Here is a 25991-nt window from a genome sequence, read left to right as displayed (position 1 = left end):
GCGCAGTGAAGTCAAGGAGGAGACGAGGGCGTGACGCCCTCGTCGGGGGACATGAACGGAGCCGTTCGCCCGCCCTCCCCGCCTCGCTCGGCGCAGGCAGGGACTTCTTGTACTTCTGATCGCGAACCGGTATCAGTCCGAACCCGGCTTCCACACCCGCGCCAGCACGCCCAGCCGCTGGCGCAGCGTGAGCCGTTCGTCGGACATCGCGTCGATGAAGTCCGACAGGCGCTTGGACTTGACCATGGTGTAGAAGGTGAGGATGGTGGTGAGCACGGCCACCACGCCGAACCACAGCAGCTTGCGCGACAGGGGCGCATCGGCCTCGGCCAGCAGGTTCATGCCCAGGAAGCCGGTGGTGACGGTGCCGATCAGGCCGAACAGTGTGACCACGGTCAGCCGCACCACGGTGTTGGCCTGGCGGCGCAGGCTGTCGGTTTCCAGGTAGCTGTTCATGTCGGCGATGCGCTGCTTGACCTCGTCGTACAGCGGGTCCAGGCCCAGATGGCTGGCGCACATGTGCGACAGGGCGCGCACCTGGGCCTGCTCGGAAATCTCGTGGAACCAGTAGCGGTGCGTGAAGCGCAGGAAGCGCTCGAAGCTGGCGCGGATGGCGCGCTTGAAGCGCTTGACGCTGTCGGGGTCGTGGATGTCCAAGCGCTTGAGCGCCTCCACCAGCTGGTCGGAGAACATCAGCAGCGCCGCCTTCTGGAAATGCGCGATCAGGAACAGCAGGAAATGCTGGTGCTTGAACTGCGCGAGCACGCCGCGGTCGCGGCAGCGGAAGAAGGAAGACCGCGCATCGCCCACCACGACCAGCGCGTGGCCGCTGCAGAGGTAGCGCGTGCGGGGGGCGGTGCCGGCGTCGACCCAGAAACGGTCGTAGCAGCAGCGCTGCTCGAAGTCGGCCAGGTGCTGCTCGCTGTAGGGCAGGGCGTTGTCCGGGCCGCCCGGTGCCGTCACCAGCCCGAGGCGGATGAAGTCCTGGCGCGTCAGGCGCCGCGGATCGTCGACGGCCAGGTAGGCCATCAAGGGCATGCGGTAGTACTCGATCTGGCGGTAGCGCAGCTGGCCGGGCTCGCCCGAATGGTCGCTCACCAGGGGCTGCATCAGGTAGGCCCAGTGCGCGGCGATGCGCGGGGCGCGGTGCTCGCAGACATGCGAAAGAAAGGCCTCGCGCTGCTGGGCGTCCGAGCGGGCCAGCACATTGCCCCGTGCGTCCAGCCACTCCACGCTGGCCAGGCAGTTCTGGGCCGCGCCATCCTCGTCCCAGCCGCCCGGGTAGGCGCGGCCGAAGCGGTACAGCTGCTCCTGGGCCACAGGCAGCGGCAGGTCGTCGGCGCAGACCTCGACGTTGAGCAGCACCACGTCCACGTCGAAGAAGAAATACAGGTCGATGTGCACCACCGACAGCGTGATCGGCGCGTCGCCTGGCCGCGCCACCGTGCGCAGCGCCGCGATGTCGTGCCGGCGGAACACCCGCATCGGCGACTCGCCGCCGCCCTGGGCCTTGCCGTGCGCGCGCCCCTCGCCGTAGAGAAAGCGCTGCACATAGGGCAGGAAGCTGACGAACTCGTTGTAGTGGCGCTCGTGGAACTGCTCGCGGTCGCCGGTGTATTCGTCGACCCGTTCGCGCCAGGGCGAGGCCTCGCCCGCCTCGCGCAGCAGGTCCCAGGGCCGCAGCTGGGGGCGCTGGGTGTCGCGCAAGGGCATCAGCCGCACCGGCCACAGCAGGGCCTGGCGCAGATGATGCACGGTCACTGCCGGCGCGGCGGCCTCGGCCACGGTTTCAGCCGAGCTCGGCGATCAGCTCGATCTCGACGCAGGCGCCCATGGGGATCTGGGCCACGCCGAAGGCGCTGCGCGCATGCGCGCCGGCCTGCGGGCCGAACACCTGGCCCAGCAGCTCGCTGCAGCCGTTGGTGACCAGGTGCTGCTCGGTGAACTCGCCGGTCGAGTTCACCAGGCTCATCAGCTTGACGATGCGCTTGATCTTGTTCAGGTCGCCCACGGCCGCGTGCAGCGTGCCCAGCAGGTCGATGGCGACGGCGCGCGCGGCGGCCTGGCCCTCGGCGGTGCTCATGGTCTTGCCGAACTGGCCGACCCAGGGCTTGCCGTCCTTCTTGGCGATGTGGCCGGAGAGGAACACCAGTTTGCCGGTCTGCACGAAGGGCACGTAGGCGGCGGCGGGCACGGCCACCGGCGGCAGGGTGATGTCCAGTTCTTTCAGCTTGTCGTAAACGTTCATGGGTTTTCCTTGGGAATCGATGGCGCGGCCTGTGCCGCGGCGGCTTCGCCGACGGGCTCGACCGTCACGCCGACCGAGAGTGTATGCCGCGCCCCGCCATGGATCACGCCGCGCATCGGTGAGATGTCCGAATAGTCGCGGCCGGTGGCCAGGGTCACGTAGTCCTCGCCGGGGCTGGCCCAGCCGTCGCGGTGGTTGGTGGGGTCCAGGTCCCACCAGCCCTGGCCCTGGTCGGCGCCGGGCAAGTCCGGCAGGTAGACCGATACCCAGGCGTGCGAGGCGTCGCTGCCCACCAGGCGCGGCTGGCCGGGCGGCGGCTGCGTCAGCAGGTAGCCGCTCACGTAGCGCGCGGCCAGGCCCATGGCGCGCAGGCCCGCGATCATGATGTGGGCGAAGTCCTGGCAGACACCGCGGCGCTGGGCCAGGGCCTCCAGGGCCGGCGTGTGGACCTCGGTGCTTTCCGCCACGTAGCTGAAGTCGAGATGGATGCGCGCCATCAGCTCCTGCGCCGCCTCGCGCAGCGGGCGGCCCGCTGCGAAGCTCGGCCGTGCGTAGTCCGCGAAGGCCGGGTGCCGCGGCACATGGGGGGAGGGAAAGACGAATTCGCAGGCCGGGTCGTAGGGGCTGCCGACGCGGTAGCGCAGGTGCTCGCGCACGGCTTCCCAGGCCAGGCGGCTGGCCACCGGCGCGCGGGGGCGGGTGCGCACCTCGCTCACCGCGGTCACGCTGAGGGTCTCGTGGGGCGCCTGCAGCGAGAAGAAGGCCCGGTGGTTGCCGTACACGTCGCGCGCCTGGCTGCGCTGGGCCGGCGCGGGCAGCACCGCCAGGCTGTGGCTCAGCACGGTCTGGCAGGCGGTGTCGCAGGGCTGCAGGCAGGCCACGTGCTGGGCCGTCTCGACGGCGGGCGCGTAGGCGTAGCGGGTCTCGTGGGTGATGCGCAGCTGCATGTCAGGCGCCCAGGCTCTGGTTGGCCTCGCCCGTGTGGGTGAAGTAGCGCAGGCTGATCTCGTCCGAGATCCGCCAGGCGATGCTGGCGCAGCGCTCGAGCAGTTCGCCCAGGGCCGGGAAGGCAGCCTCCGCGTCGCACAGTGTCTCCAGGTGCCACTGCTCGGGATCGGGCACCTGTTGCGCCAGCTCGTCGATCGCGCCACGGGTGTGGGCCGCGAGCTTGGCGAGCCGCCCGCGCAGCGTCTGCACCACCCAGCCGAGCGAGCGCGGGTTGTCGCGGTTGAGCACCAGCAGTTCCAGCAGCGCCGCCACGTCGCGGCTTTGCTGGTACTGGGCGTGAAAGGTGATGGTGCTGTCGAACAGGGCCACCATGGCCTCGAAGCCGCCCTCGTCCTGCACCGCGCCGGTCTCGAAGCCGCGGCCCAGCGCCGCGGCCAGGAAGCCCAGGCGCTCGATCTGGCGCCCGATCGACAGCAGGCGCCAGCCGTCGTCGCGCGTCATGCGGTCGGTCTGCGCGCCGGTCATGGCGGCCAGGTAGCCGCTGGTGGACTCGAGCACGCGCAGGGCCTCGACGCTGGCGTATTCACCGTCGCCCGCGTATTCGGCGCTGCGCTCGAAGAATTCGCGCTCGGCCCGCACGATCAGGTTCCACTGCTCCTGCGACAGGCGCTCGCGCACTGCCGAGGCGGAGCCCTTGACGGCGCGCAGGTTGAAGCCCACGCTGGCGGTGTCCTCGGTGTCGCACAGCCCGGCCACCAGCGAGCGCTCGAACACCCGGCGCGCCTGTTGCGGCGAGGGCACGCCCGGCGGCACCAGGCTGCTGGCCTCGGCCATGCGGCTGAGCCAGCTCAGCAGCGGCTGGGAGGACTGGTCCTCGCCGTTCAGGCATTCGAGCGTCAGGCGCGCCAGGCGCAGGCTGTTTTCCGCGCGCTCGCTGTAGCGGCCCAGCCAGAACAGGTTTTCCGCGGCGCGGCTGGTCACCAGGCGGCGGCGCTGGACCACCGAGGCCGGCGAGAGATGGGGCTGCAGCAGGGTGGTGCGGTCCACCTGCTCGCCCTTGTCCACGTCGATCTGCACCCAGGTGTCGGCACTGCTGCCGCCGCGCTGCATCGAGGCGACACCGGCGCTGGCGCTCACCAGGCGCGCCAGGCCGCCGGGCAGCACGCGCCAGGACTGCGGTCCGTCGGACAGGGCGAACACGCGCAGGATGACCGAGCGCGGCGCGATGCCGGGCTGCAGCGGGTCGGCCTTCCAGGTCGGCATCTGCGACAGCGCCAGCGCATCCTGCACCGTGTGCTCGTCACCCTGGCGCAGGATGCGGCCCGACCATTCGTCGAGCTTGCGCCGCGACAGCTGGCTGCCGAGCACCGCATCGAAGCTGTTGTGGCTGTCCCAGCCCGGGTAGGTGGGCTTGATCACGCATTCGGCCAGGCGCGGCAGCACGGCCTCCATGGCGGCGCGCTCGCCGCACCACCAGGTGGGCAGGGCCGGCAGCTGCAGGGTCTCGCCCAGCAGGTGCTCGGCCAGGGCGGGCAGGAAGCCCAGCAGCGCGGGCGACTCGAGGAAGGCCGAGCCCGGCGCGTTGGCCACCAGCAGCTGGCCGGCGCGCATGGCCTGCAGCAGGCCGGGCACGCCCAGTGTGGAGTCGGGGCGCAGCTCCAGCGGGTCGAGCCAGGCGTCGTCCACGCGCTTGAGCAGGCCGTGCACGGGCTCCAGCCCCTGCAGGGTCTTGAGGTACAGGCGCTGGTCGCGCACCGTGAGGTCGCTGCCCTGCACCAGGGTCAGGCCCAGGTAGCGCGCCAGGTAGGCGTGCTCGAAATAGGTCTCGTTGTAGGGGCCGGGGGTGAGCAGGGCGATGTGGGTGTCGGCCCCGGCCGGACTCATGCGCTTGAGGCCGTCGATCAGGGCGCGGTAGGTGCCGGCAACGCGCTGCACGTGCATGGCCTCGAAGGCCTGCGGAAACAGGCGCGAGATCGACAGCCGGTTCTCCAGCAGGTAGCCCAGGCCCGAAGGCGCCTGGGTGCGCTGAGACAGCACCCACCAGCGGCCGTCGGGGCCGCGCGCGAGGTCGAAGGCGGCGATCTGCAGGTGGGTGCCGCCGACCGGTTGCACGCCGTGCATGGCGCGCAGATAGCCGGGGTGGCCCTGCACCAGGGCCGGCGGCAGCAGGCCGGCGCGCAGCAATTCCTGCGGGCCGTAGACGTCAGCCATCACGCGGTCGAGCACGCGCACGCGCTGCAGCACGCCGGCTTCGATCTGGCGCCAGCTCTCGGGCGAGACGATCAGGGGAAACAGGTCGAGCGCCCAGGGCCGCTGCGGGCCGCTGGCGTCCGCGTAGACGTTGTAGCTCACGCCGTTGTCGCGGATCTGGTGCGCCAGGCTGGCGGTGCGGCGGTTCAGGTCGGCGAAGCCGTCGACGCCCAGGTGCTCGAAGAACGCAGTCCAGGCCGGGGTGAGTTGCGTGGGGTCTACGGCCTTGGCGCCCTCGGCGGCGTCGCCGGCCGGGCGTGGTGGCGTCGTCACGCCGCCGCGCAGCTCGTCGTAATGTCCGGCGGCCGCGCAGGGCGCCAGCTCGCCCGCCAGCCGGGCGGGTTCGGGCGGCTGGTTGTCGTCGAAGAGGTCGGGGTCGGTGGCGTCCAAAGTGACGGTATTGTTACATCGGTGCCGCCACCCGCGTCAGTGCCTGAGATCCAGCGTGAACGGGAACTCGCGGCTGCCCGGTAGCTCGCTGGTGGCCGGCGGCACGTCGATCGCGCCCGGCGTGTGGCCCATCTCGAAGAAGCGGGACAGGCGCCGGCTCTCGGCCTCGTAGGCGTTGACCGGGAAGCTGTCGTAGCTGAGGCCGCCCGGGTGGGTCACGTGGTACTGGCAGCCGCCCAGGGAGCGCTTCATCCAGGTGTCGACGATGTCGAAGGCCAGCGGCGCGTGCACGCCTATCGAGGGGTGCAGCGAGGAGGGCGGGTTCCAGGCCTTGTAGCGCACGCCGGCCACATACTCGCCCGTGGTGCCGGTGGGTTGCAGGGGCAGGGCGCGGCCGTTGCAGGTGATGGCGTGGCGGCTGGGGTTCAGGCCGGTGACGCGCAGCTCGATGCGCTCGAGCGACGAGTCCACGTAGCGCACCGTGGCGCCGCTGGCGCCTTCCTCGCCCATCACATGCCAGGGCTCGAGCGCGTTGCGCAGCGTGAGCGACATGCCCATGCTCTGCAGCTGGCCGACCCGCGGGAAGCGGAACTCGAAGTGGGGCGCGAACCAGGCTTGGTCGAAGTCGAAGCCGGCCTGGCGCAGCTCGGCCAGCACGTCGGCGAAGTCCATCTGCACGAAGCTGGGCAGCAGGAAGCGGTTGTGCAGCTCGGTGCCCCAGCGCGTGACGGGGGCCAGGTAGGGCTGGTCCCAGAAGCGGGCCACCAGGGCGCGCAGCAAGAGCTGCTGCACGATGCTCATGCGCGCGTGCGGCGGCATCTCGAAGGCGCGCAGCTCCAGCAGGCCCAGGCGGCCGGTGGCCGAGTCGGGCGAGTAGAGCTTGTCGATGCAGAACTCGCTGCGGTGGGTGTTGCCGGTGACGTCGACCAGGATGTTCCGCAAGGTGCGGTCGACCAGCCACGGCGGCATGTGGTCCTTGTGTTTTGCCCTGCTCGCGTGGATCTCGCGCAGCGCGATCTCCAGCTCGTAGAGCTGGTCGTTGCGCGCCTCGTCCACGCGCGGCGCCTGGCTGGTGGGGCCGATGAACAGGCCGCTGAACAGGTAGCTCAGCGAAGGGTGGTTGTGCCAGTAGAGGATCAGGCTGGCCAGCAGCTCGGGCCGGCGCAGGAAGGGGCTGTCGGCCGGCGTGGCGCCGCCGAGCACGAAATGGTTGCCGCCGCCGGTGCCGGTGTGGCGGCCGTCGGTCATGAACTTCTCGGCCGACAGCCGGCTCTGGAACGCCGCATCGTAGAGGAACTCGGTGTGCTGCACCAGCTCCTGCCAGCTGTGGGCGGGGTGGATGTTGACCTCGATGACGCCGGGGTCGGGCGTGACCTGCAGCAGTTTCAGGCGCGGGTCGCGCGGCGGCGGGTAGCCCTCGAGCACGATCTTCAGGCCCAGCCCCTCGGCCGTGGCCTCGATCGCGGCCAGCAGGTCCAGGTAGTCCTCCAGGCGCGCCAGCGGCGGCATGAAGACGTAGAGCATGCCGCTCTTGCCGCCATGCTCGCGCTCGGCCTTGGGGCCGCTGGCGCGCATGGGGTCGCGCGCCTCCACGCACAGGGCGGTGCGCGTGACCCCCGGCGCCGACTCGCCGCGCTGCGGCAGATGGGCGGCGGCGGCGCTGGCGTGCGAGGGCTGGGCCTGGCCCAGCAGGTTGGCGCGCTGGGCGCCGCGCGGGCCTGCGCCCGGCGCGTGGCCCTGGCCCTGCACGGCCACGGTGCCGCCCTCGGCGAAACCGCCGCCCGGCGTCAGCGGGGCGTACTGGGCGCGCAGCTCGGCCGCCTGGGGCAGGGGCGCGCGCGGCGCGTAGGGGTCCTGCTCGACCAGGTAGGGGTAGTCGGCCTGGCTGACCCAGGGCAGGGAGTCGAGCGGCAGCCGGTAGCCCATGGGCGAGTCGCCGGGCATCAGGTACATGCGCCCGTCGCGGAAGAACCAGGGGCCGGTGGACCAGGCCGTGCCCGCCAGGGCCGGGTCGGAACCGTCCTGCGGATTGGCCTGCAGGGGCAGCACGTAGCCGACCACCGCGTCGAGCTTCTGGCCGAACACGCGGCGCAGGCGCTGGCGCTCCATCTCGTCGTCCAGCTTGGAATCGAACGGGTCCACGTTGACGGGCAGGCGGCGCTCGCGCCACAGGTAGTACCAGGCGTCCTCGTAGCCGGGCTCGATGTGGGCGTCGGACAGGCCCAGCCTGCGCGCCAGCGCCTGGGTGAAGCGCTGCGCGTCCTCGCTGGTGTAGGCCGCCGGCTCGCGCTCGTCGGCGAACAGGGCCGGGTTGTGCCACAGCGGCTGGCCGTCGGCGCGCCAGTAGATCGACAGCGCCCAGCGCGGCAGCTGCTCGCCGGGATACCACTTGCCCTGGCCGAAGTGCAGGAAGCCGCCCTGGCCGTATTCCTCGCGCAGCCGCTGCACCAGCTCGGTGGCGTAGCCGCGCTTGGTGGGCCCGAGCGCGTCGGTGTTCCATTCGGCCGCGTCGCGGTCCGAGGTCGAGACGAAGGTGGGCTCGCCGCCCATGGTCAGGCGCACGTCGCCGGCCTGCAGCCGCCGGTCCACCGCCTCGCCCAGCTGCATGACCTGCTCCCACTGGGCCTCGGTGTAGGGCTTGGTCACGCGCGGCGACTCGTGGATGCGCGTGACCTGCATGTGGTGGCTGAACGTCACCTCGCATTCATCGACCGCGCCCTCCACCGGGGCGGCGCTCGATGGCTGCGGCGTGCAGGCCAGCGGAACATGGCCTTCGCCCGCGAGCAGGCCCGAGGTCGGGTCCAGGCCGACCCAGCCCGCGCCGGGCAGGTAGACCTCGCACCAGGCGTGCAGGTCGGTGAAGTCGACCTCGGTGCCGCTGGGGCCGTCGAGCGCCTTGACGTCCGGCGTGAGCTGGATCAGGTAGCCCGAGACGAAGCGCGCCGCCAGGCCGCAATGGCGCAGCAGCTGCACCAGCAGCCAGCCCGAGTCGCGGCAGGAGCCACTGGCCTTGGCCAGCGTTTCCTCGGGCGTCTGCACGCCGGGTTCCATGCGGATCAGGTAGCGGATGTCGCCATGCAGCTGCTGGTTCAGCTTGACCAGGAAATCGATCGTGCGCATCTTGCTGCGGTCGACCTTGTCGAGATAGGCCTTGACCCGGGGCGTGAGCGGCTCGGTGGCGAGGTAGGGGCCGAGCTCCTGCTTGGTTGCGGCGCTGTAGCTGAACGGAAAGTGCTCGGCCTCGGGCTCCAGGAAGAAGTCGAACGGGTTGTAGACCGCCATCTCGACCACCAGGTCGACGGTGACCTTGAACTCGGTGGTCTTGTCCGGAAAGACCAGGCGGGCCTGGTAGTTGGCGAACGGGTCCTGCTGCCAGTTGATGAAATGCGTGCCGGGCGCTATGCGCAGCGAATAGGAGATGACCTCGCTGCGGCAATGCGGCGCCGGGCGCAGGCGTACGACCTGCGGGCCGAGGCCGACCGGGCGGTCGTACTGGTAGTGGGTGACGTGGCTCAGGGCGACGTGAATGGACATGCGCGTCTCGCTTTCCTTGGGCGGCTGTGCGGAAGGCAGCCGCACAGGCATACTAGCAAGACCCGAGCCAGCCGACGCACAAGTCTTCAGGCCGGTTCGGCATCCATTCATGCAGGAAACGCACAGCACAGCGGAGGGCGCGCGCGCCGGCGGCTTGGGGCCGGCGCTGGCCGGCTTTGTGATGGGCACGGCGCTGCAGTTGCAGCAGCCCGCGCTCTGGCCCGCCTGGGCCTACGCCGTTGGGCTCTTACCGGCACTGCTGCTGGCCGGCTCGAGCGGCCTGCGCGCGCGGGGCCTAGGCTGGCTGCTGTGCGCGGCCCTGGCCATGGGCTTCGCCCTGACCGGGCTGCGTGCCGGCGCCATCGCGCAGCGCCAGCTGGATCCGGCGCTGGAGGGGCGCGACCTCGACGTGAGCGGCGTGGTGGCCGCCATGCCGCAGCGCAACGAAGGCGGCCTGCGTTTTCGCTTCGAGGTCGAGTCGGCCCGCCTGGACCAGGCGCCCGTGAGCCTGCCGCCCCAGCTCTACCTGGGCTGGTGGGGCGGCGTGTCGGACGGCGCGGCCTCGCCAGAGCGCCAGCCGGCCGAGCTGCGCGCCGGCGAGCGCTGGCAGCTGCGCCTGCGCCTGAAGGCGCCGCACGGCAACCTCAACCCCCATGGTTTCGACTACGAGCTCTGGCTCTGGGAGCAGGGCCTGCAGGCCAGCGGCTACGTGCGCGCCGGGCCCAAGGACCCGCCGCCGCAGCGCCTGGGCGAGACCTGGCGCCATCCGCTGGAGCGGGCGCGCCAGACGGTGCGCGACGCCATCTTCGCGCGCCTCGGGTCCGCCGGCTCGGACGAGGCGCCGGATGCAGCGCTGCGCCGCGCGGGCGTGCTGGCGGCGCTGGTGACCGGCGACCAGGGGGCGATAGACCGGGCCGACTGGGACATGTTCCGCGCCACCGGCGTGGCCCACCTGATGAGCATCTCGGGCCTGCACATCACGCTGTTCGCCTGGGTGGCGATGGCGGGGGTGGGCGCGCTGTGGCGGCGCACCGCGCGCTGGGGCTGGCGCTGCTGCCTGTGGCTGCCCGCGCCGCAGGCGGCACTGCTCGGCGGCGTGGCCCTGGCCACGGCCTATGCGCTGTTCAGCGGCTGGGGCGTGCCGGCCCAGCGCACCGTGTGGATGCTGCTCGCCGTGAGCGCGCTGCGCCTGACGGCGCGGCAATGGCCCTGGCCGCTGGTCTGGCTGCTGGCCTGCGCGGTGGTGGTGGCCATCGATCCCTGGGCCCTGCTGCAGGCCGGCTTCTGGCTCAGCTTCGTCGCCGTGGGCGTGCTGTTCGCGGCCCGCGTCGAGGCCCGCGGGGACGAGGCCGCGGATCTCGATCGCCCCTGGTCCGAGGCGGGCAGCCTGTCCGCGCGCGCGGCCGCCGCGGCGGCGACCCTGCTGCGCGAGCAATGGGTGGTGAGCCTGGCGCTCACGCCGCTGTCGCTGCTGCTGTTCGGCCAAGTCTCTCTGGTCGGCCTGCTGGCCAACCTGATCGCCATTCCCTGGGTGACCTGGGTGCTCACGCCGCTGGCGCTGTGCGGTGTGCTGGTGCCGCCCCTGTGGGACATGGCGGCCGCGGCGCTGCGCCCGCTGGCGGCCGGCCTGCAGTGGCTGGCCGGCCTGCCGTTCGCGACGCTGTCCACGCCTGCGCCGGCGCTGTGGGCCGGCGCGGCGGGCGTCGCGGGCGGGGCCCTGCTGGCCATGCGCCTACCCTGGCGGCTGCGCGTGCTGGGCCTGCCTCTGCTGCTGCCGGCGCTGCTGTGGCAGGCGCCGCGTCCCGCGGCGGGCCAGTTCGAACTGCTGGCCGCCGACGTCGGCCAGGGCAATGCCGTCATCGTGCGCACCGCCAGCCACACGCTGGTCTACGACGCCGGGCCGCGTTTCTCTGCCGAAAGCGACGCGGGCCACCGCGTGCTGGTGCCCTTGCTGCGGGCGCTGGGCGAGCGTGTCGACACGCTGATGCTGAGCCACCGCGATACCGACCACACCGGCGGTGCGCGCGCCGTGCTGGCCATGCAGCCGCAGGCGGCACTGACCGGATCGCTGGCGGCGGACCATGAACTGCAGGCCTTGCGACCAGCCTCGCGCTGCGAGGCGGGCCAGCGCTGGGACTGGGACGGCGTGCGTTTCGAGCTGCTGCATCCCCAGCCGGGCGACGAGGGCCTGACGCAGAAATCCAACGCCTTGAGCTGCGTGCTGCGCATTGACAACGGCCGTCACGCCGCGCTGCTGCCGGGCGACATCGAGGCGGCCCAGGAAGCCCGGCTGGTGGCGGCTGCCGCGCCGCTGCGCGCCGACCTGCTGCTGGTGCCCCACCATGGCAGCAAGACCTCGTCGACGCCGGCGTTTCTGGACGCGGTCCAGCCTCGGCTGGCCCTGGTGCAGGCGGGCTACCGCAATCGCTTCGGCCATCCGGCCGCGCCAGTGATGGGGCGTTACAGCGAGCGAAACATCCGCGTCATCCAGTCCGCTGGCTGCGGTGCGGCGCGCTGGTCCAGCAGCGCCCCCGGCCTGGTGCGCTGCGAGCGCGAGCAGGCTGCGCGATACTGGCATCACCGTCTGCCCGACTGATGAACTATCGCGCGCGGGCCCAGAACTTGCTACCCTGACGGCAGGAGAAAGCGGCATGCAGAAATTCGACGAGATGTACACCACGCTGGCCCCCGCCGGGCAGAGCCAGTCGCAAAGCCAGGGGCAGGGCGCGGCGCAGAGTCAGACGCAGTCGCAGTCACAGTCGCAATCGCAGGTTCAGTCACTGGGGTCGGAGGTCCGCGAGCACTACAGGACTTACGCCCAGTGGTTGTCGCGCCAGAGCGCCGACGTGATGAGGGCGCGCCGCGAAGAGGCGGAGATGATCTTCCGCCGCGTGGGCATCACCTTTGCCGTCTATGGCGCCAAGGATGAAGATGGCGCGGGCACCGAGCGGCTGATCCCCTTCGACTTGATCCCGCGCATCATCCCGGCCCATGAGTGGGCCGGGATGGAGCAGGGCCTGGTGCAGCGCGTGACGGCGCTGAACCGCTTCATCCACGACGTCTACCACGAGCAGGAGATCCTGCGCGCGGGCGTGATCCCCGCCGACCAGGTCATGCACAACGCGCAGTTCCGTCCGCAGATGATGGGCGTGGACGTGCCCAACCAGATTTATTCTCACATCAGCGGCATCGACATCGTGCGCGCCCCCAACGCGCGCGGCGAGGGCGAGTACTACGTGCTCGAGGACAACCTGCGCGTGCCCAGCGGCGTCTCCTACATGCTGGAGGACCGCAAGATGATGATGCGCCTGTTCCCCGAGCTGTTCAGCGCGCACCGCGTGGCGCCGGTCGCGCATTACCCCGACCTGCTACTGGAGACCCTGCGCGCGTCCAGCCCCGCCATCACGGCCGAGCCCACGGTGGTGGTGCTCACGCCCGGCATGTACAACAGCGCCTACTTCGAGCATGCCTTCCTGGCGCAGCAGATGGGCGTGGAACTGGTCGAGGGCCAGGACCTGTTCGTCAAGGACGACTTCGTCTACATGCGCACCACGCGCGGCCCCAAGCAGGTGGACGTGATCTACCGCCGGGTGGACGACGACTTCCTGGACCCGCAGGTGTTCCGGCCCGGCTCCACCCTGGGCTGCGCCGGGCTCATGGAGGCCTACCGCAAGGGCCATGTGGTGATCTGCAATGCCGTGGGCACGGGCGTGGCCGACGACAAGTCGATCTATCCCTATGTGCCCAAGATGATCGAGTTCTACCTCGGTGAGAAGCCCATCCTGAGCAACGTGCCGACCTGGATGTGCCGCGACCCCGAGGACCTCAAGTACGTGCTGGCCAACCTCAAGGACCTGGTGGTCAAGGAGGTGCACGGCGCCGGCGGCTACGGCATGCTGGTGGGCCCGGCCGCCACCCAGGCCGAGATCGAGGCCTTCGGCCAGGCCGTGCGCGCCAACCCTTCGGGCTACATCGCCCAGCCCACGCTGAGCCTGTCGAGCTGCCCGACCTTCGTCGAGGCCGGCGTCGCGCCGCGCCACATCGACCTGCGGCCCTTCGTGCTGTCGGGCAAGGAGGTGCAGATGGTGCCGGGCGGCCTCACGCGCGTGGCCCTGAAGGACGGCTCGCTGGTGGTCAACTCGTCGCAGGGCGGCGGCACCAAGGACACCTGGATTCTCGAAGTGTGAGGGGGACGAGATGCTGAGCCGCACTGCCGACCATCTGTACTGGATGAACCGCTACACGGAGCGGGCCGAAAACACCGCCCGCATGCTCAACGTGAACTACGAGACCTCGCTGCTGCCGCAGTCGGCGGCCGTGGCCCAGCTGGGCTGGCAGGGTCTGCTGTCGATCAGCGAGCTGCTGCCTTCCTACCAGGCGCTGTACGGCGACGTCACGGCCGAGAAGGTGATGGGCTTCATGGTCAAGGACGAGGACAACCCTTCGTCCATCGTGTCCTGCCTGCGCGCCGCGCGCGAGAACGCTCGCGCCGTGCGCGGCACGCTGACCACCGAGGTCTGGGAAACGCAGAACCAGACCTGGCTGGAGCTGGGCCGCATGTTCAAGAGCGGCGAGTTCGAGCGCGACCCCGGCGAGTTCTTCGAGTGGGTGAAGTTCCGCTCGCACCTCTCGCGCGGCGTCACCGTGGGCACCATGCTGATGGACGAGTCCCTGCACTTCATGCGCCTGGGCACCTTCCTCGAGCGCGCCGACAACACGGCACGCCTGGTCGACGTGAAGTTCCACGCGGTGGAGAGCGACTTCTACGGCACGGCCAACGGCAAGGACCAGGAGTACGACTTCTACCACTGGAGCGCCATCCTGCGCAGCGTCAGCGGCTTCGAGGTCTACCGCAAGGTCTATCGCGACGTGATCCGGCCCGAGCGCGTGGCCGAGCTGCTGATCCTGCGCCCGGACATGCCGCGTTCGCTGCTCGCCAGCCTGAACGAGGTGGTGGCCAACCTGCGCCTGGTCGCCGGCGACCCCTGCAGCGAGGCCCTGCGCCACGCGGGCAAGCTGCGCGCCGACCTGCAGTTCAGCCGCATCGACGAGATCCTGTCCACCGGCCTGCACGCCTTCCTCACGCAGTTCCTGGACCGCGTGAACGGGCTGGGCAGCCGCATCAGCCAGGAGTTCCTGCTGCCGGTGACGGCCTGATCGCCCGTCGCCGGGCGGCGCTCACATCAGCAGATGCTCGCCCGCGTTGTCGCCGCCCAGGATCACGTAGTTGACCTTGCGGATGTCCATCAGCTGGCGGCCGCCGGCGTAGCTGATCGAGCTCTGCAGGTCCTGCTCCATCTCGACCAGGGTGTCGGCCAGCCGGCCCTTGACGGGCTCGAGGATGCGCTTGCCTTCGACATGGCGGTACTCGCCCTTGTTGAAGTCGCTGGCCGAGCCGTAGTACTCCTTGTAGCGCTGGCCATCGACCTCCACGGTCTGGCCGGGGCTCTCCTCGTGGCCGGCCAGCAGCGCGCCGACCATGACCAGGGTGGCGCCGAAGCGGATCGACTTGGCGATGTCGCCATGCTCGCGTATGCCCCCGTCGGCGATGATGGGTTTGGTGGCCACGCGTGCGCACCATTTGAGTGCGGACAGCTGCCAGCCGCCGGTGCCGAAGCCGGTCTTCATGCGCGTGATGCAGACCTTGCCCGGGCCTATGCCGACCTTGGTCGCGTCGGCGCCCCAGTTCTCCAGGTCGATCACGGCCTCGGGCGTGCCCACGTTGCCGGCGATCACGAAGCTCTGGGGCAGCTGGTCCTTGAGGTGGCGGATCATGCGCTGCACGCTGTCGGCATGGCCATGGGCGATGTCGATGGTGACGTAGTCGGGCGCCAGGCCCTCGGCCGCGAGCTGGTCCACGGTGGCGTAGTCGGCCGCCTTCACGCCCAGCGAGATCGAGGCGTAGGCGCCGCGCGCGCGCATCTCGCGCACGAAGGCCAGGTTGTCCAGGTCGAAGCGGTGCATCACGTAGAAGTAGCCGTTCTGGGCCAGCCAGGCGCACAGGGCCTCGTCGACCACGGTCTTCATGTTGGCCGGCACCACCGGGATGCGAAAGCGCCGCCCGCCCAGCGTCACGCCGGCGTCGCATTCGGCGCGGCTGTCCACGCGGCACTTGCGCGGCAGCAGCAGGATGTTGTCGTAGTCGAAGATTTCCATCTGAACCAAGCTCCTTTGAGAATCGTTGCGGAACGAATGAGCGCTTGGCTTGGGCCGGCCAATGCGGGGAGCGCGCGCGGCGCTGGCCACAAAAAACCGGGCGCAAGAAACTTGGGCCCGGTGACCGATTCTACGACCCGGGGCGTGCGGCGGCGCATACGGATTGGGCTATGGCCCTGATACGGCCATCCGTATGTTCGGCCCAGCCGACCACGCCCAGGCGCTCGGCGCGTGCGCCCTCGGGAATGCCCAGCGGCCGCGTCTCGTGAAAGCGCGCTGCCCCGGCGGCGTCGGCCTCACCCGACCAGTCCAGGCGCAGCAGGTTGCGCACCAGGCGCCGCGCCACCGGCGAGCCCTCGCTGCCGGCGGGCAGGTTCTCCACCAGGGCCAGCCACAGCGTGACGGGCTCGGCCGGACCGGGCGCGGGCCGGTAGTCGATCGCCGCGCCGAGGTAGCCGCCCAGCGGCAGGCCGTGCGCCACGCGCAGCAGGGCCGGCCGCGCCGGCGGCCGCACCGGCCCTTCAAGGGCCAGCGTCCCGCGCGGCGCGCTGCGGCCCAGGGCCTGCAGCCGCTCGAGCGCGTCGCGGCTGGCGGCGGCCGCCAGCGGGGCGTCCTCGCCGCCTGCGCCCGGCACGATCCAGTCCAGCGCCAGGATGCGCGCGCGCGGCCGCGGCGTGCCGGGCGCGCGCCAGCAATCCGCGCAGTCGGCGCTCACGAAGCGCTCCAGCAGGGCCCGCGGCGGGCGCTGGCCGTCGCTGGCGCAGGCCGCCTGGGCCAGGGCCGGCAAAGGGGCCAGCGTGGCGCAGAACAGCAGCAATAAAGACGACAAGAAGGGCAACAAGGGCATGGCCAGCCTCCGCGGGTTCCTACAATCCCCCTATGTTCCCAGAAGTCGACCCGGATTCCCCGCTGCTGCAACACCTCAACGCCGAGCAACGCCAGGCCGTCACCCTGCCGGCCGAGCACGCCCTGGTCCTGGCCGGTGCCGGCTCGGGCAAGACGCGCGTGCTGACCACGCGCATCGCCTGGCTGCTGCAGACCGGCCAGGCCACGCCGGGCGGCATCCTGGCCGTGACCTTCACCAACAAGGCCGCCAAGGAGATGCTCACGCGCCTGTCGGCCATGCTGCCGCTGAACGTGCGCGGCATGTGGATAGGCACTTTCCACGGCCTGTGCAACCGCTTCCTGCGCGCCCACCACAAGCTGGCCGGCCTGCCCCAGGCCTTCCAGATCCTGGACACGCAGGACCAGCTCTCGGCCATCAAGCGCCTGTGCAAGCAGTTCAGCGTGGACGAGGAGCGCTTTCCGCCCAAGCAGCTGCAGTGGTTCATCGCCGGCTGCAAGGAGGAGGGCCATCGCCCGCGCGACGTCGAGACGCGCGACGAGGACACGCGCAAGAAGGTCGAGCTCTACCAGCTCTACGAGGAGCAGTGCCAGCGCGAGGGGGTGGTGGACTTCGGCGAGCTGATGCTGCGCAGCTACGAGCTGCTGCAGGGCAACGACCCGGTGCGCGAGCATTACCAGCGGCGCTTTCGCCATATCCTGGTCGACGAGTTCCAGGACACCAACCGCCTGCAGTACGCCTGGCTCAAGCAGATCGCCGGCCCGCAGTCGGCCGTGCTGGCCGTGGGCGACGACGACCAGAGCATCTACGCCTTCCGCGGCGCGCGCGTGGGCAACATGGCCGACTTCGTGCGCGAATTCGGCGTGCAGCACCAGATCAAGCTCGAGCAGAACTACCGCAGCTACAGCAACATCCTCGACTCGGCCAACGCGCTGATCGCGCACAACACTGCGCGCCTGGGCAAGAACCTGCGCACCACCCAGGGCCCGGGCGAGCCGGTGCGCGTCTACGAGGCCGCGAGGGACTTCGACGAGGCGCAGTGGCTGGTCGACGAGATGCGCCAGCTGGTCAAGGGCGACGGCCTGGAGCGCCGCGAGATCGCCGTGCTCTACCGCAGCAACGCCCAGAGCCGGGTGCTGGAGACCGCGCTGTTCAACGCCGGCGTGCCCTACCGCGTCTACGGCGGCCTGCGCTTCTTCGAGCGCGCCGAGATCAAGCACGCCCTGGCCTACCTGCGCCTGCTGGAGAACCCGCACGACGACACCAGCTTCCTGCGCGTGGTCAACTTCCCGCCGCGCGGCATAGGCGCGCGCAGCCTGGAGCAGCTGCAGGACGCGGCGCGCGCGGCCCAGGGTGGAAAGGGTATCTCGCTGCACGACGGCGTGAGCGCCGTGCCCGGCAAGGCCGGCGCCAACCTGGGTGCCTTCGTCGCCAGGATAGACGTGCTGCGCGAGCAGACCCAGGGCCTGACGCTGCGCGAGATCATCGAGCTGGTGCTGGACCACAGCGGCCTGCTCGAGCATTACCGCACCGAGAAGGAAGGCGCGGACCGCATCGAGAACCTGGAGGAACTGGTCAACGCGGCCGAGAGCTTCGTCACGCAGGAGGGCTTCGGCCGCGACGCGGTGGCGCTGCCGGTGGACGAGCTGTCGCAGTCGCCGGTGAGCCAGGGGCTGGATCCGGACCGGCCGCTGGCCGAGCCGCCGGCGCCCGACGCCGAGACCGGCGAGACCCTGAGTCCGCTGGCCGCCTTCCTGACCCATGCCGCGCTCGAATCGGGCGACAACCAGGCCCAGGCCGGCCAGGACGCGGTGCAGCTGATGACCGTGCATGCGGCCAAGGGCCTGGAGTTCGACGCCGTGTTCATCACCGGCCTGGAGGAGGGCCTGTTCCCGCACGAGAACGCGATGAGCGACTACGAAGGCCTGCAGGAGGAGCGCCGCCTGATGTACGTGGCGATCACGCGCGCGCGCAAGCGCCTGTACCTCAGCCACGCGCAGACCCGCCTGCTGCACGGCCAGACGCGCTACAACGTCCGCAGCCGCTTCTTCGACGAGCTGCCCGAGAACGCGCTCAAGTGGATCACGCCGCGCCAGCCGGGCTTTGCCAGCGGCCTGGGGGGCGCAGGCCCCGCCAGCGCGCGCCCGGCCTGGGGCCGCAGCGGCTTTTCGGCGCCGGCCGAGAGCTTCAAGAGCCCGCCCGTGCCCGAGCGCAAGGCCGCGCCCGCGCACGGCCTCAAGGCCGGCATGCAGGTGTTCCACACCAAGTTCGGCGAGGGCAAGGTGCTGGCCATCGAAGGCGCGGGCGACGACGCGCGCGCCCAGGTCAACTTCCCGCGCCACGGGGTGAAGTGGCTGGCCCTGTCGGTGGCCAAGCTCACGCCGATCTGAGGGGCTGCGTCAGGGCGCCGGTTCCTCGCCGTTCTCGATGAAGCAGTCGCGCACCGTGAAGTAGATCGAGGTGAAGAACATGGCCGCCAGCAGCAGGGCGGCCGGCACCATGGCGGCCGACGCGAAGGCCGAGCCGCCGAGCAGTCCCGCCAGCAGCAGCACGATCACGGCGCCGAGCACGAACACCGCGATCCAGGCCGCCACGTAGACCGTGAACGCGCCGAAGTTGCGCATGCAGGCCACGAAGCTGAAGAACAGGCTCTTGACCGGCGGCACGCCATGCCAGTGGACCAGGGCCGGGGCGTGCCAGAACAGCAGCGACAGCGGGATGTAGAGCAGGGTGGCCACCCACATCGCTGCCTGGAAGCCCGGCTGCTCCACCAGCTCGCGCGTGATGGGGCCGCCCACCAGGTAGGTGCGGGCGAACTGGCCGCCGTCGAACAGCGCCGAGATGCCCATCACGCCCAGGAAGCCCGCGGCATACAGCGCGCCCAGCACCAGCATGGCGCGCAGGCGCTGCTGGCCGGCGCGGAAGGCGCTGACCAGGATGGTCGGCATGGGGAACTTGCCGCGGCTGGCCTCCTGCGTCGCCGCCATCAGGCCCAGCGTGGCGGCCGGCAGCAGGGCCAGCGCCAGGGCGCCGCCGACCAGCGGCACCACCGAAGCCACCGAGATCAGGGCCATGAACATGAGGAACAGGCCGGAGATCGCCAGCGGCTGGCGGAAGAAGGTCTGGATGCCGAGCTTGACCCAGACCAGGCCGGTGCGTGCGGGAACGATGTTGAGCTTCATGGCAGCACGGGGTGGGCCACCCGCTCGCGCAGCACGCGCTCGAAATGCCCCGGGTCATGGGCCTTGAGCATGGCGGCTTCGCGCGGCAGGTGGTAGTCCCACAGACGCGAGATCCAGAAGCGCAGGGCGCCGGCGCGCAACATGGCCGGCAGCAGCTGGCGTTCGGCGGCCGTCAGCGGGCGCTCGGCGGCATAGGCGTCCAGCATGGCGCGCGCGAGCGCGGCGTCGTGCGCGCCGCTGGCCAGATCGATGGCCCAGTCGTTGAGGCACACGGCCAGGTCGAACAGCCAGCTGTCGATGCCGGCGAAATAGAAGTCGAAGAAGCCCGACAGCCGGGGGTGCGCGCGCTCGCCCTCGAACATCACGTTGTCGCGGAACAGGTCGGCGTGCACCGGCCCGCGCGGCAGCGCGGCATGGGCCGGGGAGGCGGCGACATGGTTCTGGTAGGCGAGCTCGCTGCGGATCAGCGCCGCCTGGCCGGGGTCCAGGTAGGGCAGGACCACGGGCACGGTCTCGTTCCACCAGGCCAGGCCGCGCAGGTTGGGCTGCTGGCGCTTGAAGTCGCGCCCGGCCAGGTGCATGCGCGCGAGCATCGCGCCCACGGCGGCACAATGCGCGGCCGTGGGGCTGAGCTCGCTCTTGCCGGGCAGGCGGTCGACCACCGCGGCGGGCTTGCCCTTGAGCTTGTGCAGCAGGTCGCCGTCGCGGTTGGCGGCGGGGTCCGGCACCGGGATGCCGTGCTGCGCCAGGTGCTTCATCAGGTGCAGGTAGAACGGCAGCTGCTCGAACGTGAGGCGCTCGAACACGGTCAGCACGTAGGGGCCCCGGTCGGTGGTCACGAAGTAGTTGGTGTTCTCTATGCCGCCCTCGATGCCGCGCAGCTCGGTCAGCTCACCCAGGTCGAGGGCGCGCAGCAGAGCGCGCGCCTCGTCGAAAGAGACTTCGGTAAAAACAGCCATGTCAGAAGTTCAGAACGTTCCAGACCCTGCTGCCGGCCGGTCCCGGCACGCCGTCGCGACTGGGCGTGCGGCCCTGGGCGCCGCCTTCGGGCAGGACCTCGTAGGCCGGCACGTCGGCCTTGGGCTGCACGCGGATGCGCTGCGTCTGGCCGCCATGGCGCAATTCGTCGATGGCGCTGCCGCCATCCTCGATGTGGATGCGCTGGATGCGTTGGTTGGCACGGCCGTCGGTCGGCGTGGCGGCCTCGCGCGGCGCAGCGGCCGGCTGCGGCTGGGCCACGGCGGCGCCGAGGGCCAGCAGGAGGTAGAGAGGGGCAAAGCGCATCCCCAAATTGTAGAGTGCCACGCCCTTGCACCCGTGCACAATCCCGCCATGAGCGACAAAAAGACCCTGCTGCTGGTGGATGGCTCCAGCTACCTCTACCGCGCCTTCCACGCCATGCCCGACCTGCGCGCCGTGCCCGGCGACCCGGCCAGCCCCGCCACCGGCGCGATCCGCGGCATGATCAACATGATGCAGAAGCTGCGCAAGGACGTCCGGGCCGACTATGCCGCCTGCATCTTCGACGCCAAGGGGCCGACCTTCCGGGACGAGCTGTACCCCGAGTACAAGGCCAATCGCTCGCCCATGCCCGATGAGCTGCGCAGCCAGATCGAGCCCATCCACGAAGTGGTCAGGCTGCTCGGCTGGAAGGTGCTCGACGTGCCCGGCGTGGAAGCCGACGACGTGATAGGCACCTTGGCCGTCACGGCCACGCAGCAGGGCGTGGTCACCGTCATCTCCAGCGGCGACAAGGACCTGAGCCAACTGGTCAACGAGCATGTGACCGTGATCGACACCATGAACGACCGCAAGCGCGACATGGCCGGCGTGGAGGCCGAGTTCGGCGTGCCGCCCCGGCTGATGATCGACTACCAGACCCTGGTCGGCGACGCCGTCGACAACGTGCCCGGCGTCCAGAAGGTCGGCCCCAAGACGGCGGCGAAATGGCTGCAGGAATATGGCTCGCTCGAAGGCGTGGTGGCGAATGCCGACAAGATCAAGGGCGTGGCCGGGGAGAACCTGCGCCAGGCGCTGGACTGGCTGCCCAAGGGACGCCAGCTGCTGACCATCAAGACCGATTGCGAGCTGGCCGAATACATCCCTGGCCTGCCGGCGCTGGATGCGATGGCCATCGGCAGCCAGGACACCGAGGCGCTGAGAGTCTTCAGCGAGAAATACGGCTTCAAGGGCCTGGTCAAGACCTTGGGCGGTGGCGAAGCGCCGGTGCCCAAGCCAGGCACCGCGCCCGGCGGCACACAAGACCTGTTCGCCGAGCCGCCGGCGGCGGCGTCGCAGGTGGCGCCCAGGCACTACGAGACCATCCTGGGCTGGCCGGCCTTCGAGCGCTGGCTGGACCGCCTGCAGGCAGCCGAGCTCGTGGCGCTGGACACCGAGACCACCTCGCTGGACGAGATGCGCGCCGAGATCGTGGGCATCAGCTTCAGCGTGCAGCCCGGCGAGGCGGCCTACATCCCGCTGCGCCACGCCGGCCCCGACGCGCCCGAGCAGCTGCCCTTGGCCGAGGTGCTGGCCAGGCTCAAGCCCTGGCTCGAGGACCCGGCCCGGCCCAAGCTGGGCCAGCACATCAAGTACGACCGCCATGTGTTCGCCAACCACGGCATCGAAGTGGCCGGCTACGCGCACGACACCATGCTGCAAAGCTATGTGCTCGAGGTGCACAAGCCGCATGGCCTGGCCAGCCTGGCCGAGCGCCACCTGGGGCGCGGCGGCATCAGCTACGAGGACCTGTGCGGCAAGGGCGCGCACCAGATCCCGTTCTCACAGGTCGACGTGGCGCGCGCTGCCGAATATTCCTGCGAGGACTCCGAGCAGTGCCTGGAAGTGCACCGCGCGCTGTGGCCGCGCCTTCAGGCGGACGACAGGCTGCGCGCCATCTACGCGCTCGAGATCGCGAGCAGCGAGGCGCTCTACCGCATCGAGCGCAACGGCGTGCTGATCGACGCCGCCGTGCTGTCCAGCCAGAGCCACGAGCTCGGGCAGCGCATCCTGCAGCTCGAGCAGGAGGCGCATGCGCTGGCGGGCCAGCCCTTCAACCTCGGCTCGCCCAAGCAGATCGGCGAGATCTTCTTCGGCAAGCTGGGCCTGCCGGTGGTCAAGAAGACCGCCACCGGCGCGCCCAGCACCGACGAGGAGGTGCTCGAGAAGCTGGCCGAGGACTACCCGCTGCCCGCGCGCATCCTCGAGCACCGCGGCCTGTCCAAGCTCAAGAGCACCTACACCGACAAGCTGGCGCAGATGGCGCTGCCGCGTACCGGTCGCGTGCACACGCATTACGCCCAGGCCGTGGCCGTGACCGGGCGCCTGGCCAGCAACGATCCCAACCTGCAGAACATCCCGGTGCGCACGCCCGAGGGCCGGCGCATCCGCGAGGCCTTCGTGGCGCCGCCGGGCTGCCTGATCGCGAGCGCCGACTACAGCCAGATCGAGCTGCGCATCATGGCCCACCTGAGCGACGACGAGAACCTGCTGCGCGCCTTCCACGAGGGCCAGGACGTGCACCGCGCCACCGCGGCCGAGGTGTTCGGCCTCGCGCCCGAGCAGGTCAGCAGCGAGCAGCGCCGCTATGCCAAGGTGATCAACTTCGGCCTGATCTACGGCATGAGCAGCTTCGGCCTGGCCAGGAACCTGGGCATAGAGACCAAGGCCGCGGCGGCCTACATCGACCGCTATTTCCAGCGCTACCCCGGTGTCAAGCGCTACATGGACGAGACGCGCCAGAGCGCCAAGGCGCGCGGCTACGTGGAGACCGTGTTCGGCCGGCGCCTGTACCTGCCCGAGATCAATTCGCCCAACGGTCCGCGCCGCAGCGGCGCCGAGCGCTCCGCGATCAACGCGCCCATGCAGGGCACGGCGGCCGACCTGATCAAGAAGGCCATGGTCAGGGTCCAGCAGGTGCTGGACGCCGAGCGGCGCGCGACCAAGATGGTCATGCAGGTGCACGACGAACTGGTGTTCGAGCTGCCGGTGTCAGAGGTGGACTGGCTCAAGACCGAGATCCCGCGCCTGATGGCCGGGGTGGCCCAGCTGAAAGTGCCGCTCGTGGCCGAGGTCGGCGTGGGGCCGAACTGGGAGCAGGCGCACTGAGCGTTTCAGGCTCAGCGCAGGCTGGCGGGCAGCATGCCCGTGGCCAGGCCGGTCGCCAGGGCCTCGGACGCGTCGAGGATGTCGTGGCGTCGGCAGGTGGCCCGGCTGATCTTCTGATACACCACGGCCGCTGTCGCCGGCGGCAGCATGGCGCGCAGGTAGCGCGTGAGCGTGAGCTGCTGGCCGCGGTTGAGCTCGGTCTCGCAGACGGCCTGGCCGAAGTCCTGGTCGCGCCGCACCTGCGACAGCAGCAGCTGGGCCTGATGCCCGTCCTCGGGCATCAGGCGCTGGCGGCCGGCCGCGAAGACCAGGGCGCAGGGCGTCTGGCAGCGGCTGCCGGGCAGCAGCTCGGTGTCGAACTGGCGGTTCCGGAGCATCGCGCCCAGCGTGGTGGCGGGGCCGATGTCGCCGCCGCGCAGGTCCAGTGCCAGGGTCTTGCGCGTGCAGCGGTGCTGCTCCAGCTCGCTCAGGGCCTGGCCCAGGGCCGGCACGGCGTCGGCGGGGAATTCGCCGCGCCAGCGCAGCAGGCAGTGCCCGCCCTGCACCTGCAGCTCGAACTGGTCGAGCAGGCCGTCGCCAAAGCGCACCGAGCTCGGCGCCTTCGGCGCTGGGCTGGGCTGGGCCAGCGGCGCCGGCGGCGCAGCGGCGGGCTGGGGCGGCAGCGGGCGCGCCGCACAGCCGGCGAGCAGCAGCAGCGCCAGCGCTTGCCAGCGGCGGGAAAGCAGCGACAGGGCAGCGCGCATGCCGGTCTCCGGTTGGGGTGAATACTTTTCGGTCAAGCGTAGCAGTTTGGCGGCCGGACGCAATGCCGGCGCGCACAGCTTGGTCGCGATACCGGCCACCGGGCAGGCTTGACACAATTGCTAAGATAAGGGTCGATGCTGGGGGCGGGCCGCAAGCCGCCCCGCCACCGTGAGCCGCCCGCGAGGGCGGTTTCGTTTTTTCTTCGGGGCCCGCCCCTGCCACCACATTGACGACGCAGCCATGACCTTGATCCCGATCCTGATGGGCACCCTTGCCGCCGGCATCGGCAGCGTGTGGCTGGCCGCAGCCCTGAGCTTCGGCGTGCTGTCGCGCTACACCCAGCACATGCTGAGCCTGGCGGCCGGCGCGCTGCTGGCCACGGCCCTGCTGAACCTGCTGCCCGAGGCCTTCGAGAGCGGGGTCGAGGCGCACGACCTGTTCCTGGTGCTGCTGCTGGGTCTGGTGTTCTTCTTCCTGCTCGACAAGGCCGAGCTCTGGCACCATGGCCACGAGCACCACCACGAGCCGCATGGGGACAGCGACGCGCATGCGCCGCACCGCACCCATGCCGCGCACCGTGGTCACGCGCACCATGACCACCCGCACGAGCACAGCCACGCCGCGCACGCCCATGGCCAGGATCGGCTCTCGGGCAGCTGGGCCGTGCTGGCCGGCGACAGCGTGCACTGCTTCGGCGACGGCATCCTGATCGCCTCGGCCTTCGTTGCCGACCTGCGGCTGGGGGCGCTGGCGGCGCTGGCGGTGCTGGCACACGAGGTGCCGCACCACATGGGCGACCTGATCGTGCTGCGCCGGGGCAGCGGCACGCGCCGGGCCGCCGTGCTCAAGGTCTCGCTGGCCGGGGCCATCACGGCCCTGGGCGGCCTGGTCGGCTACGTGCTGGTGGACCGGCTGCACGACTACCTGCCCTACTTCCTGGCCGTGGCCAGCAGCAGCTTCATCTACGTGGCGCTGGCCGACCTGATCCCCCAGCTGCAAAAGAGGCTGTCTGCGCGCGAAACCCTGGCGCAGATCGTCTGGCTGCTGGTCGGCATGGGACTGGTCACCCTGGTCAGCACCCTGGCCCACCACGGGCACTGAGCGGCACCCCTTTCAAGGTGTTTCAGTCAGGAGTTCGCTTGTGACGCGGGCGTAGGCAGCTGTCGTGGCACCGCGCGGCAAAGGCGCGCGCGGGCAGGCCGCAGCGCTTCAAGCGATGCGGTCGCCGTTGCACGGCGACTCCCCTGCGGTGCTCGGTCGCGTGGCCCGTCGCAGAACTCGCTGCGTTCGCTGCGCTCACTCCGCTCAAACAACTGCGACGAATCAGTTCACGAAGCGCGCTGCGCGCGCGGCCACGCGCCCTGCGCTCCTCGGCGCCTCGCAGGCGCGCTGCAACCTGCCCGCGCACGCCTTTGCAGAGACGATGTTGGCGTGCCAACGGCTGCGAGCGCTGCGTCGTCGCTTTGCCGCGGCAGGCGGTGCCCGGTGGGGGCGATTTCTGTGGCGGCGAGAAGCGCAACGCCGGGGTCGGGCGCGCGCAGCGCGCATCGTGATCTGACTCGCCGCATTTGTCTGAACGGAGCGATCG

The 25991-nt window shown here is 70.7% G+C and carries 17 protein-coding genes; 6 read left to right on the top strand and 11 right to left on the bottom strand.

Translation table 11 applies throughout. From position 1 onward, the window contains the following. Nucleotides 1–132: 132 nt before the first annotated feature. The 5 genes from FFS10_RS13775 to FFS10_RS13755 all read right to left on the bottom strand — a co-directional run bounded on the left by FFS10_RS13775 (nucleotide 133) and on the right by FFS10_RS13755 (nucleotide 9370). A complete protein-coding gene (locus FFS10_RS13775) occupies nucleotides 133–1713 on the bottom strand; it encodes a magnesium transporter CorA family protein (protein ID WP_249931295.1) in 1581 nt (526 codons plus the stop codon). A gap of 76 nt (nucleotides 1714–1789) precedes the next feature. Further along, a complete protein-coding gene (locus tag FFS10_RS13770; RefSeq protein WP_137895038.1) occupies nucleotides 1790–2248 on the bottom strand; it encodes a RidA family protein in 459 nt (152 codons plus the stop codon). After that, nucleotides 2245–3195, bottom strand: a complete 951-nt coding sequence (locus FFS10_RS13765; protein ID WP_137895037.1) for a transglutaminase family protein — start codon at nucleotides 3193–3195, stop codon at nucleotides 2245–2247. Before FFS10_RS13765 ends, FFS10_RS13770 begins: the two co-directional genes overlap by 4 nt. A gap of 1 nt (nucleotide 3196) precedes the next feature. Further along, on the bottom strand, nucleotides 3197–5836 hold the full coding sequence (locus tag FFS10_RS13760; RefSeq protein ID WP_137895036.1) for a circularly permuted type 2 ATP-grasp protein: 2640 nt from the start codon (nucleotides 5834–5836) through the stop codon (nucleotides 3197–3199). Nucleotides 5837–5872: 36 nt separating this feature from the next. Continuing rightward, nucleotides 5873–9370, bottom strand: coding sequence for a transglutaminase family protein (locus FFS10_RS13755; protein WP_137895035.1), 3498 nt, complete (start codon nucleotides 9368–9370; stop codon nucleotides 5873–5875). 109 nt (nucleotides 9371–9479) lie between these two features. Between FFS10_RS13755 and FFS10_RS13750 the strand changes: the two genes are divergently transcribed. The 3 genes from FFS10_RS13750 to FFS10_RS13740 are packed head-to-tail and all read left to right on the top strand — an operon-like array spanning nucleotide 9480 to nucleotide 14527. Next, nucleotides 9480–11966, top strand: coding sequence for a DNA internalization-related competence protein ComEC/Rec2 (locus tag FFS10_RS13750; RefSeq protein WP_137895034.1), 2487 nt, complete (start codon nucleotides 9480–9482; stop codon nucleotides 11964–11966). 55 nt (nucleotides 11967–12021) lie between these two features. Next, nucleotides 12022–13557: a circularly permuted type 2 ATP-grasp protein gene (locus tag FFS10_RS13745; protein ID WP_249931292.1), complete on the top strand. Its 1536-nt coding sequence runs from the start codon at nucleotides 12022–12024 to the stop codon at nucleotides 13555–13557. Between the two features lie 10 nt (nucleotides 13558–13567). Next, nucleotides 13568–14527: an alpha-E domain-containing protein gene (locus FFS10_RS13740; RefSeq protein WP_137895033.1), complete on the top strand. Its 960-nt coding sequence runs from the start codon at nucleotides 13568–13570 to the stop codon at nucleotides 14525–14527. Between the two features lie 21 nt (nucleotides 14528–14548). Here FFS10_RS13740 and FFS10_RS13735 read toward each other — a convergent pair whose 3' ends face one another. Together FFS10_RS13735 and FFS10_RS13730 are read right to left on the bottom strand one after the other, a co-directional pair. Further along, entirely contained in the window at nucleotides 14549–15526 is a 978-nt protein-coding gene (locus FFS10_RS13735) for a GMP reductase (RefSeq protein WP_137895032.1), read from the bottom strand. Between the two features lie 130 nt (nucleotides 15527–15656). Continuing rightward, nucleotides 15657–16373 (bottom strand): hypothetical protein, encoded by a 717-nt coding sequence (locus tag FFS10_RS13730; protein ID WP_249931291.1) that lies wholly within the window; start codon nucleotides 16371–16373, stop codon nucleotides 15657–15659. A gap of 32 nt (nucleotides 16374–16405) precedes the next feature. On the opposite strand from FFS10_RS13730, the gene FFS10_RS13725 reads away from it, so the two are divergent. Continuing rightward, nucleotides 16406–18760 carry a UvrD-helicase domain-containing protein gene (locus FFS10_RS13725; protein WP_137895031.1) on the top strand — a complete coding sequence of 785 codons (2355 nt, stop codon included), beginning with the start codon at nucleotides 16406–16408 and terminating at the stop codon, nucleotides 18758–18760. Between the two features lie 9 nt (nucleotides 18761–18769). Here the strand turns inward: FFS10_RS13725 and FFS10_RS13720 are convergent, their stop codons facing one another. The 3 genes from FFS10_RS13720 to FFS10_RS13710 are packed head-to-tail and all read right to left on the bottom strand — an operon-like array spanning nucleotide 18770 to nucleotide 20836. After that, a complete protein-coding gene (locus FFS10_RS13720) occupies nucleotides 18770–19552 on the bottom strand; it encodes a BPSS1780 family membrane protein (RefSeq protein WP_137895030.1) in 783 nt (260 codons plus the stop codon). After that, complete coding sequence (locus tag FFS10_RS13715) at nucleotides 19549–20511, bottom strand: homoserine kinase (RefSeq protein ID WP_137895029.1); 963 nt, start codon at nucleotides 20509–20511, stop codon at nucleotides 19549–19551. The genes FFS10_RS13720 and FFS10_RS13715 overlap by 4 nt, the downstream gene beginning before the upstream one ends. Nucleotide 20512: 1 nt before the next feature. Then, nucleotides 20513–20836, bottom strand: coding sequence for a hypothetical protein (locus tag FFS10_RS13710; RefSeq protein WP_137895028.1), 324 nt, complete (start codon nucleotides 20834–20836; stop codon nucleotides 20513–20515). 48 nt (nucleotides 20837–20884) lie between these two features. Between FFS10_RS13710 and polA the strand changes: the two genes are divergently transcribed. Then, on the top strand, nucleotides 20885–23659 hold the full coding sequence (polA, locus tag FFS10_RS13705; RefSeq protein ID WP_137895027.1) for a DNA polymerase I: 2775 nt from the start codon (nucleotides 20885–20887) through the stop codon (nucleotides 23657–23659). Nucleotides 23660–23670: 11 nt separating this feature from the next. Here the strand turns inward: polA and FFS10_RS13700 are convergent, their stop codons facing one another. Then, nucleotides 23671–24402 (bottom strand): hypothetical protein, encoded by a 732-nt coding sequence (locus FFS10_RS13700; protein ID WP_137895026.1) that lies wholly within the window; start codon nucleotides 24400–24402, stop codon nucleotides 23671–23673. A 241-nt stretch (nucleotides 24403–24643) separates the two neighbouring features. Here FFS10_RS13700 and FFS10_RS13695 point away from each other — a divergent pair, with 241 nt between their 5' ends. Further along, nucleotides 24644–25504: a ZIP family metal transporter gene (locus FFS10_RS13695; RefSeq protein ID WP_137895025.1), complete on the top strand. Its 861-nt coding sequence runs from the start codon at nucleotides 24644–24646 to the stop codon at nucleotides 25502–25504. Nucleotides 25505–25991: the final 487 nt, after the last annotated feature.

Origin of the sequence: Ramlibacter sp. 2FC, from assembly GCF_005503345.1 — a bacterium.
In the GTDB taxonomy this organism is placed as follows: Bacteria; Pseudomonadota; Gammaproteobacteria; order Burkholderiales; family Burkholderiaceae_C; genus SCMQ01.
Note: the sequence above shows the minus strand (reverse complement) of the source record. Positions and strands in the feature narration are given on the sequence as shown.